The following is an 8,775-nucleotide window of genomic DNA, read 5'->3' as shown; positions in this document are numbered from 1 at the left end:
CGGCTACCTTGTCCGAAGCCGCGTCGAGATATGAGCCGGATCAGAAAACGATCCCGGGGATCGTTTTTGCGGCGATTGGATGCACTACGTGAAACTGCTGGGCCAGCGGCTCATGGCGCGGGACTTCGATCGGCAGGTTGCCGAGATCCAGGTCCGCATTGCCATCCTGAACGGCTACCCCGCCCTCGGCAGACCCGTCACCGAGACCGTGGGATAAATCCGTCCGGGAAAAGGGGAGCCTCGCCCGTCATCCGATTCGCGCAGCAGAGCCGGTCACGTCCGTCAAGGTTCTCTAGGGTCGGGATCCATTAATCGGCTTGTGAACTCGGTGCTTTTGTGATTCAGGCTCCTGTACCGATGGGGGCATGATGAGCAATCTTTTCTGACTGACCGAGTGCGGCGGATAAGAAAACAGGCTGGGGGATTGTTTTCGCGCCAAACCAGATGGCGCGGCTTCAGCCTTCCTTTCCAAAGAGCCCTGGCAAGCCGAGGGTCGATGACCGGCGCGTGTGGAGCGGAATAATCTTCATCAATCGCAATGGCTTGCGGTAGTGTGATGCGCCCAAGGAATATGGCCCACCGAAGACGCTCAACAACCGCTGGAAGCGCTGGAGCGACATGGGGATGTTCGCCAGGATCTTCGAAGGATTAGCGAAGGCTTGCCACGCGCTACGACAGATGCCGAAAGGTCTTCCTCTCAGCCGTAGCACTCGCCGCAACCGTGATGTTCTGGCTATGAAACGCGAACGAGTCCTGACCCTAGCAAGAGCCTGTCCTTGTAGGCCTCCAGCCGCGCATTGGCGTTGCTGTCGATCAGCATGACAAGGCCGAGGAAGACGATGGCGGTGATCAACGCGGCGCGCCATCCTGGGCCAGAGAGCACAGCGATCAGCAACGCAGCGGCTGCGATCATCAGTGGCATCACCTTGAAGACGGCCGTGCCGTATTGCGCCATGGTCCTGTCGGCGCGCTCGATCTCGGAAGCGACAAAGCCCGCGGCGTCCCGAGTGAAGGCAGGCGCGAACCCCGAACAGCTTTTCCACGTGCCGTAGAACAACCCGCCCCCGAGAACGAGCATGAGAACGCCCGCAACGAGCGTCGGGATCATGAAGGCCCGGGCCATGTCGGTCTCGCCCCGTAGCCAGAAGCCCAGGCTGGCCACGACAAACATGACCCCGAAGAGGGCAAAGATGCTGTTCGACAGCAGTTCTGCCTTTGCCCAGTCGGTCGATGTCTTGAGGATGTCCATGGTTCCACGTTCTCTTTCAGGGTTGTCGCGCGTTGTCTGCGTTGGGGGCGCCCGGCGCGGGCGGCGCCTTACTGCGGCCGTACCGATGCCTGCGCCGCGTGGCTCCATTGCCGGGGCGACTGGCCATACATGCGCTTGAACTCCCGGCTGAACTGGGAAGAGCTTTGATAACCCACGTCCCAGGCCGCCTCGGAAACGGTTTTTCCCTCGGCGATCTTCATCGCCGCGTTGTTCAGCCGCATCGATTTGACGAACTGGATCGGCGACATCGTCGTGGCTTCCTTGAACCGCCGATGGAACACGGCGCGGCTCATGCCCACATGGTCGGCCATGTCGTCGATGGTGACCTGTTCGTTCAGATGGGTCGCGAGGTAGTCGATGGTCCGCGCGATCTCGTTGCCGACACCGAAGGCCCGTCTTGCAGCGGCCCCTGCCTCGCCCTTCAGCACGGCGTAGCACAACTCGCGCAGCCGCCCGGCCCCGAGCACCGCCGTATCCACCGGGTTGTCGAGCAGTTCGAGAAGCCGAAGCAGCGCCTGGGTGAAGCCGGTGTCCCAAGCGGCCAATGCCAGGGCCGATGCGGCTTTGCCCTGCGACCGCCCGTTGCCTCCGGCCGCGGTCTCGATCTCGATGGCAAGCTCGCGCATCACCCGCGGCTCCAGCGCGATCATCACGCCCAGAAGCGGGTTTTCGGGCGACGCCTGCGGCGACCCCGCCTCGACCGGCAGGGTCATCGGGCACAGCAGGTATTTCTCGCTGTCATAGACGTGGTGGCGCCCGTCCAGGACGGCTTCCTTGGTGCCGCTGACGATGGCCACGACGGTGGGCTCATAGACCGCGGGCACGCAGGGCACGGGTTCGGTCACGCGAAAGATCCGCACCCCCTTCAGCGCGGTTTCCACGAGGCCCGCCTCGGGAAGGCGGCGCTCGATCAGGTGTTTGATCTGTTCCTTGCTCATGCCCTCCAGCTGGCAGAGGGCTTTCATCATTGCAATAGGGCTGAGACGAATGGGCAAGTAATCGAGACGATATCGCCTGTTTTCATGCCTGATCTGTTTCTATCTGTGCATTCAGGCAACGACATCCCAAAACGCCAGCCGGGGCTGGCAGGAGACAGGAAATGGCAGACACGACATTCGGACCCAAAGGCTGGACACCCGAGCGGCTTGGCGATCTGACGGGCAAGACCTTCCTCATCACTGGCGCAAACGCCGGCGCGGGCTTTCAGGCCGCGCGCACGCTTTTGAAGAAGAACGCCAAGGTAGTCATGCTGAACCGCTCGGCCGAGAAATCGCGGGCAGCGGTCGCTGACCTGAAGCAGGAGTTCGGCGGCAAGGCCGAGGTCAGCTTCATCCGTATGGACCTGTCGGTTCTGGCCAGCGTCCGGGAGGCCGCCGAAGAGGTGTTGACGACCACGCCCCGCATCGACGCGCTGATCAACAACGCCGCCATCGCCCAGGTGCCGACCCGCAAGCTGACCGTCGACGGGTTCGAAAGCCAGCTTGGCACCAACCACTACGGCCATTTCCTGCTGTGTGGTCTGCTGTTCGACCGTATCGCGCAAAGCAAGGGCCGGATCGTCGTCGTCGCCAGCCTTGGCTACAACATGGGTCTGAAGACCATCAAGTTCGACGACATGAACTGGGACAAGGGCTACGGCCCCAACACCGCCTATAGCCAAAGCAAGCTGGCGCAGATGATGTTCGCGTATGAGCTTCAGGACCGTCTGGCCGCCGCCGGTCGCACCGATGTCGAGGTCTATGTCTGCCATCCCGGCTCGTCGGCCACATCGCTGATTACCACAAGCGGCAGCCGCATGATGCGCGCCATCTGGTGGCTGATGACCAAGACGCCGATGGTTCAGACCGCCGAACAAGGGTCCTACCCGGAGGTCATGTGCGCGACCGAGGACGGCCTGAAGCCGCGGGCGCTGTATGGTCCTACCGGGCGCAGCGAATTTGTGGGCCCGGTCGGCAAGGGGACCCTGAACGCCCACGCCCACGACAAACCGGTGATGAGCCGGCTTTGGGACGTGTCGGAAAAAGCCGTCGGGTTCCAGTGGACATTCTGACCGCAACAGCCTGACCGCCGCGTGTCCCGCCTCGCTGCAACGGCCCGATCGCATCCGCTGTGTACCAGTCGGGCACGACCTGCATCGTGGCCGGCGCCGCGCGGACAGGCAGGCGCGCCGCGCAATGCAGCTACCGTCGCCCTGGTCAGTCGAGCCTTGATCCCGGTCGCGCGGCCGCCGCCGCCGGACCTACATCCCGAACGCATCCCATAGATGGGCTGCAACAGGCCCCATCGCCGGCCTGCGCTGGCGAAAGACGAATACCTCGATGTCAAAGCTGAGATGGGTATGGGGCAGGACGATTTCCCGCAACCGGTCCTGCGCCAGTTCCTCGGCGATCATGTGCTCCGGCAGGCGTCCCCAGCCAAGGCCGGCCAGCAGCAGATGCTTCTTCATGTGCAGGTCGCTGACGTACCATCGCCTCTGGCCTTTCTGAACCCCGAGTTCGCGATCGAGCAGGCCCGAAGCCTGGCCGCTGTCACGCGCGATCACCTGGTGAAACCGCCGAATATCGGCCAGCGTGCGGGGCGCGTCCATCGCATCCAGAAGTGACGGCGCGGCGACGTTGCGCATCACCGACCTGGCCACGGGCCTGTAGTCGAAATCCCCTTCTTCCAGCATGACGGGGATGGCGGGTGCGACGGCAAGGGCCGCTTCCCCGGACTGAACGGCCTCGATCGCGCCGGACAAGACCTCGGCGCGCAGGACGACGCGGGTGTCGGGAAAGCGGGTTTGCAGCCCGGCCAGCACGGGGGTCAGGACGTTCAGATCCGCGGCGGCATCGATGGCGATGGCGATCGTCTCTTCCTGCCCCTTCTCGAAATGCCGGATCAGCTGGGTCAGGTCCTCGGCCTCGGACAGAACCCGCAGGGATTGCAGGTAAACCCGCCGGCCCACCGAGGTCAGTTCCAGCCGGTAGCCGGAGCGATCGAAAAGCGCGGTCCCGGTCCGGGCTTCCAGCGCCTTCAAGGCCTGGCTTATCGCGGGCTGGGTGCGGTTCAGGCGCTCGGCCGCCGCTTTGACCGACCCGGTTTCGACCACGGCGCGCAGCACCTTCAGTTGATCCAGCTTCATCGGCGGCTCCTGATGTTAAGCATTGCTTATATAGTCCGGCAATAAATATAAATTTCAATCCATCCGTCGGGCACTTACCTCTGGATCAACAAAAGGAGTTACCCGATGAAACAGGTCACATCGCAGCACGACGTCCGGCCCGATCGGGTCGGATCCTTCATCATTGCCCGAGCCATCCCCAACGCGGCGGTGCAGTTCGTGGGCCCGATCATGCTCTTGGACCACCTGCCGCCAAGGGACATCGCACCGGGCGAAATCCCCGATCCCGACGGGTCGTTCGCCCACCCGCACCGGGGCATCGCCACCTTCACCTATGTCCTGGAGGGCGCGCTGACCCATGCCGACAGCAGCGGCGGGCATGGCACCGTCCTTGCGGGCGGCGTGCAATGGATGAAGGCCGGCAACGGCATCGTACATGACGAGATGATCCCCGCAGACCTGCGGAACCGGGGCGGCCGGCTGCACAGCTTCCAGTTCTGGATCAATCTGCCCGCACGAAACAAGGCCGAGTCCGCCGAGTATAGGCCCGTTCCGGCCGGGGAACTGCCCATCGTGCCCCTGCCGGGCGGCCGGGCCCAGCTCAGGGTGCTTCTGGGCGAATACGATGGCAACGCCGCGCCGATCCCGACCTTTGCGCAAGAATTCATCTGGCATGTCCGGGTCGAACCCATGGGCTCTGTCCGGGTGGCCTTGCCCCCCGAACTGCCGGTAGCGGGCTTCCTGCCGGGCCAGGGCGCGCTGGTGAGCGGAGCCGAGGTCGCCGCGCAGCGGTCGTTCCTGCTGGGCGGCAAGGGGGCGGAGGTGGAAATCACCAACCCCTCCGCCGATGCGCTCGATCTGCTGCTGTTCGGCGGGGCACCGATCGCAGAGCCCGTCGCGATGCGCGGCCCCTTCGTGATGAACACCGAGGCCGAGCTGACCGAAGCCTTCCGCGAATTTCGCGCCGGCAAATACGGCCGGATCTCCTACCGGGCCGAGACTGCCTGACCTCCGGCAGAACGCCCGCATTCCTGCGGTGTCAGCCCCTTCCCCCATGACCAGTGGCCAAAGATGCGGACCTTCCGCCCCCAGGCCGCCCAGAAAGGAGCCATCCCATGTCCAAACGCATCGCCATCGTCGGCGGCGGATATATCGGTGCCGATCTCGCCAAGTCCCTCGACGACAGCGCCGAGGTCAGCCTGATCGAGCCGCGCAGCCATTTCGTCCATGCCCCGGCGATGATCCGCGCCGTAGTCGATCCCTCGCTGCTGGATCGCGCCCTGATCCCCTATGACCGCCTGCTGAAGAACGGCCGCCTCCTGCGCGCCCGCGCGGCCGATATCGATGAAAGTGGCGTGACGCTGGACAACGGCCAAAGGGTCGAGGCGGATTACATCGTCGTCGCCACCGGCTCGTCCAACGCCACGCCGTTCAAGCCGGAGGGCGACGACGTCGACGGTCTGCGGCGGGCCAACCAGCGCGTTCACGACCAGCTCAAGGCGGCACGGACCATCGCCATCGTCGGCGCGGGGGCCGTCGGCACCGAACTGGCGGGCGAGATCGCCCACGCCATGCCGGACAAGAAGATCACGCTGATCTCGAACCTGGACCGCCTGTTTCCGACCATGCCGGACAAGCTCGGCACCGCGCTGGCCGGGAAGCTGCGCGATGCTGGCGTGACGCTTGTCCTTGGCAAGCGGGCCGAGAATTTGCAAAGCCTGACCGAACCCTACGCGGGGCGCCTGGCATTGTCGGACGGGTCGCAGCACGACTTCGACCTGATCTTCCCCGTTCTTGGCTCGCGCGCCAGCTCCGATCTGGTCGAAGGCCTACCCGGCACGCAGAAAGGCACCGCGAACCGGGTCAAGGTGGACCCGTGGCTGCGCCCGTCGTCGCTGCCCAACGTCTTTGCCGCCGGAGATGTGGCGGATGCGGGCGACGCCATGACCATCGTCGCGACAAGCCGCCTGCTGCCCTGGCTGAAGACCACACTGAAGGGGCTGATGGCGGGCAAGCCACTTGACCAGATGAAACCCTACAAGCCCTGGGGGCCCAACGCGCCGATCCTCGTGCCGCTCGGCCCGAAGCGCGGCAATTCCTTCCTTGTGCTGTTCACGGCAGGAGACCTGCTGACGCGCAAGATGAAGGGCGCGGACCTGTTCCTGAGAAAATATCACAAGCTTCTGAACCGGCCTGAAAGCTGATCAGATCAAGACTTGACCAACCCTTCCGAAAGGAAGGACCAGTGAAGTCTTCCGCAGGTCCCCTTTGACTTCGACCGCGTTCGGAGCGGGCCTCCTGCTTGTGCCTGGAGCTTGTTGCACATATCGGTAAGGAGGATTCACTGCGCGAATCCAGTGCGTTAATTCGGCGCCATGCCGAAGCCATCTCCCACCCGCTATCGCACGACGAACTGGTCCGACTACATCCTCGAGACCAGAAACGACAGCTTCCGCTTCAAGGACAGCGCGACTGCAGCAACGCGGAAAAAGAGGCAGGGAAACAATGTCTTGACCCAAACATGACCCGCTCAACATAATCCAAGGTAGGTCACTTCTCGGTGGTCCGATCTGAACAACGGCATCAGGGGCCGACTTCAGCGTAGGGCCGCTGGTTTCCGGCTCTGAGCGCGGCCAGGACGGCGGCCAAAATCGCGGTGAGTATGGCCCGGAGGTGGGCGAGGATCTTGCGGATGTTGTGCCCGCAGCCGCAGAGGAGGGCGAAGATCGCGTCGCCGATGGTGCCCTTCAGCGGACAGCGGGCGAGACGCCCGTCAGATTTCATGTGACCGATCTCGGGCTCAATGGCGCTGCGGCGCTTGAGCAGTTTCGCCAGCGCGGGCATGATGCCTTTTCGGGTGCCGCTGATCAGCACCTTCGTCGTCTCCACCCCGTGCCCTCGATAGCCGCGGTCGAACACGGCCAGGGCGGGCGTCTGCTCGGTCAGGATCTCGACCTGCTCGAGCGCTTCCGACAGCGTGTGTCCGTCGTAGGGGTTGCCAGGGAACGCGCGGGTGCCCCTGACGAAGCCTCCGTCGATCGTGGTCGCGATGCTGACCTTGGTGCCGAATTCGTAGCGCACCCGGGCCTTGCCCTTCGAGATGCAGTCCACCTCCGGCTCATGCAGGGCGTAGATCTTGCCTTGGCTCTTCGGCCCCTGGTGCAGGAGCCGGCTAACCAGCCAGAGAGCTTCGAGAACGCGGGTGCGCAAGCCGCCATCCGGGATCTCGTCGAGATGGCGGCGCAGGTCACCGAGGCGCAGATCATCGGGACGATCAAGGAGCAGGAGGCCGGGATGCCGACCGCGGAGGTGTGCCGCAGGCACGGCCTCAGCGCGGCGACGTTCTACAAGCTGAAGTCCAAGTATGGCGGCATGGAGGTTTCCGAGGCCGCCAGGCTGAAGGCGCTGGATCGAGCCATGTCACGCCATTGGCCCGAGAGACAATGGCGAGGGAGAACGCCAAGCTCAAGCGCCTGCTGGCCGACGCGATGCTCGACAATGTCGTCCTGAAGGATCTGCTGGGAAAGAACTGACGGTGAGCCATTGCGCGCCATTGGTCTGAGTGACAATGGCGAACGACCAGGCGGCGAGAGGCAGCGCTCAGGGCAATGCGGGATCACGATATCTCGCAGCGCCGGGCCTGCCAGCTTGTCGGTGTCGATCCCAAAACGGTCCGGCGCACACGCCCGCCGGAGCGAGCCATTGATGCGCCATCTGTTAGAGCACAATGGCGAGCCCCGAGATCCGCGAGGAGATGAAGGAGATCGCCGGGAAGCGGCGCCGGTTCGGTTATCGCCGGATCGGTATCCTGCTCGAGCGCAAGGGCATGCTCATGAACCACAAGAAGCTCTATCGGCTCTACCGAGAGGAGGGACTGTCGGTGAAGCGACGGCGCGGGCGCAAGCGGGCCCGTGGGTCACGCACGCCGATGCCGGAGGCGGCGCATCCCAATGCCCGCTGGTCGCTCGACTTTCTGGCCGACAGCTTCGGCGCCTCGCGCAAGTTCCGCATTCTGGCGGTGATCGACGATTGCTGCCGGGAGAACCTGTGCCTGACCGCCGACACCAGCATCTCGGGCGCCCGTGTCGCCCGCGAGCTGGATGCAATGGTGCGGATCTACGGAAAGCCCGCTTGCATCGGCGTTGTTGCGCAAATCAGCGTTCGGTCTGACGGTTCCCTTTCCCGTGGCCCTTCACGCGATGGCCTCGATCTCGGCTCTGCCGAGGGCCGAGAAGCGGTTCATGAATGAGCCATGTCGCGCCATTGGTCCGAGCGACAATGGCGAATGATGCGGATCTGGAGTTCGGCGGTCTGGCGGTCGGGGTCTCGGGACATGATCCGCTCACCGAAGAGCTTCAGGCAGTTCATCTGCGCCTCGACGCGGCTTCGGACATGGTAGCCC

Annotated in this window: 6 protein-coding genes and 5 pseudogenes; 6 read left to right on the top strand and 5 right to left on the bottom strand. The window is 64.1% G+C overall.

Annotated features, from left to right (window positions below; genetic code table 11):
- Nucleotides 1–79: 79 nt before the first annotated feature.
- Together BLV97_RS20985 and BLV97_RS20130 are read left to right on the top strand one after the other, a co-directional pair.
- Nucleotides 80–217 (top strand): annotated as a pseudogene (locus tag BLV97_RS20985) (IS5/IS1182 family transposase); the annotation flags it as partial.
- Between the two features lie 227 nt (nt 218–444).
- A pseudogene (locus BLV97_RS20130) lies at nt 445–654 on the top strand (transposase); the annotation flags it as partial.
- 79 nt (nt 655–733) lie between these two features.
- On the opposite strand, the gene BLV97_RS20125 reads toward BLV97_RS20130, so the two are convergent.
- Nucleotides 734–1,249, bottom strand: a complete 516-nt coding sequence (locus BLV97_RS20125; protein WP_035840554.1) for a hypothetical protein — start codon at nt 1,247–1,249, stop codon at nt 734–736.
- 68 nt (nt 1,250–1,317) lie between these two features.
- The gene (locus BLV97_RS20120) at nt 1,318–2,208 is read right to left on the bottom strand and encodes an AraC family transcriptional regulator (protein ID WP_035840557.1); all 891 of its coding nucleotides are present in this window, start codon (nt 2,206–2,208) and stop codon (nt 1,318–1,320) included.
- A 161-nt stretch (nt 2,209–2,369) separates the two neighbouring features.
- Here BLV97_RS20120 and BLV97_RS20115 point away from each other — a divergent pair, with 161 nt between their 5' ends.
- The gene (locus tag BLV97_RS20115) at nt 2,370–3,320 is read left to right on the top strand and encodes an SDR family oxidoreductase (RefSeq protein WP_035840560.1); all 951 of its coding nucleotides are present in this window, start codon (nt 2,370–2,372) and stop codon (nt 3,318–3,320) included.
- A 189-nt stretch (nt 3,321–3,509) separates the two neighbouring features.
- On the opposite strand, the gene BLV97_RS20110 is transcribed toward BLV97_RS20115, so the two are convergent.
- Entirely contained in the window at nt 3,510–4,394 is an 885-nt protein-coding gene (locus BLV97_RS20110; protein ID WP_035840564.1) for a LysR family transcriptional regulator, read from the bottom strand.
- Nucleotides 4,395–4,499: 105 nt separating this feature from the next.
- Between BLV97_RS20110 and BLV97_RS20105 the strand changes: the two genes are divergently transcribed.
- Nucleotides 4,500–5,381 carry a pirin family protein gene (locus tag BLV97_RS20105; protein WP_035840567.1) on the top strand — a complete coding sequence of 294 codons (882 nt, stop codon included), beginning with the start codon at nt 4,500–4,502 and terminating at the stop codon, nt 5,379–5,381.
- A gap of 107 nt (nt 5,382–5,488) precedes the next feature.
- Nucleotides 5,489–6,577 (top strand): NAD(P)/FAD-dependent oxidoreductase, encoded by a 1,089-nt coding sequence (locus BLV97_RS20100; RefSeq protein ID WP_035840570.1) that lies wholly within the window; start codon nt 5,489–5,491, stop codon nt 6,575–6,577.
- A 379-nt stretch (nt 6,578–6,956) separates the two neighbouring features.
- On the opposite strand, the pseudogene BLV97_RS20095 reads toward BLV97_RS20100, so the two are convergent.
- A pseudogene (locus BLV97_RS20095) lies at nt 6,957–7,622 on the bottom strand (transposase); the annotation flags it as partial.
- Here BLV97_RS20095 and BLV97_RS20090 point away from each other — a divergent pair.
- Nucleotides 7,608–8,511: pseudogene (locus tag BLV97_RS20090) on the top strand (transposase); the annotation flags it as partial. The pseudogenes BLV97_RS20095 and BLV97_RS20090 sit on opposite strands and share 15 nt — an antisense overlap.
- A gap of 54 nt (nt 8,512–8,565) precedes the next feature.
- Here the strand turns inward: BLV97_RS20090 and BLV97_RS21705 are convergent.
- Nucleotides 8,566–8,775: pseudogene (locus BLV97_RS21705) on the bottom strand (hypothetical protein); the annotation flags it as partial.

This window comes from Allgaiera indica, from assembly GCF_900106675.1.
Lineage (GTDB): Bacteria > Pseudomonadota > Alphaproteobacteria > Rhodobacterales > Rhodobacteraceae > Acidimangrovimonas > Acidimangrovimonas indica.
Note: the sequence above shows the minus strand (reverse complement) of the source record. Positions and strands in the feature narration are given on the sequence as shown.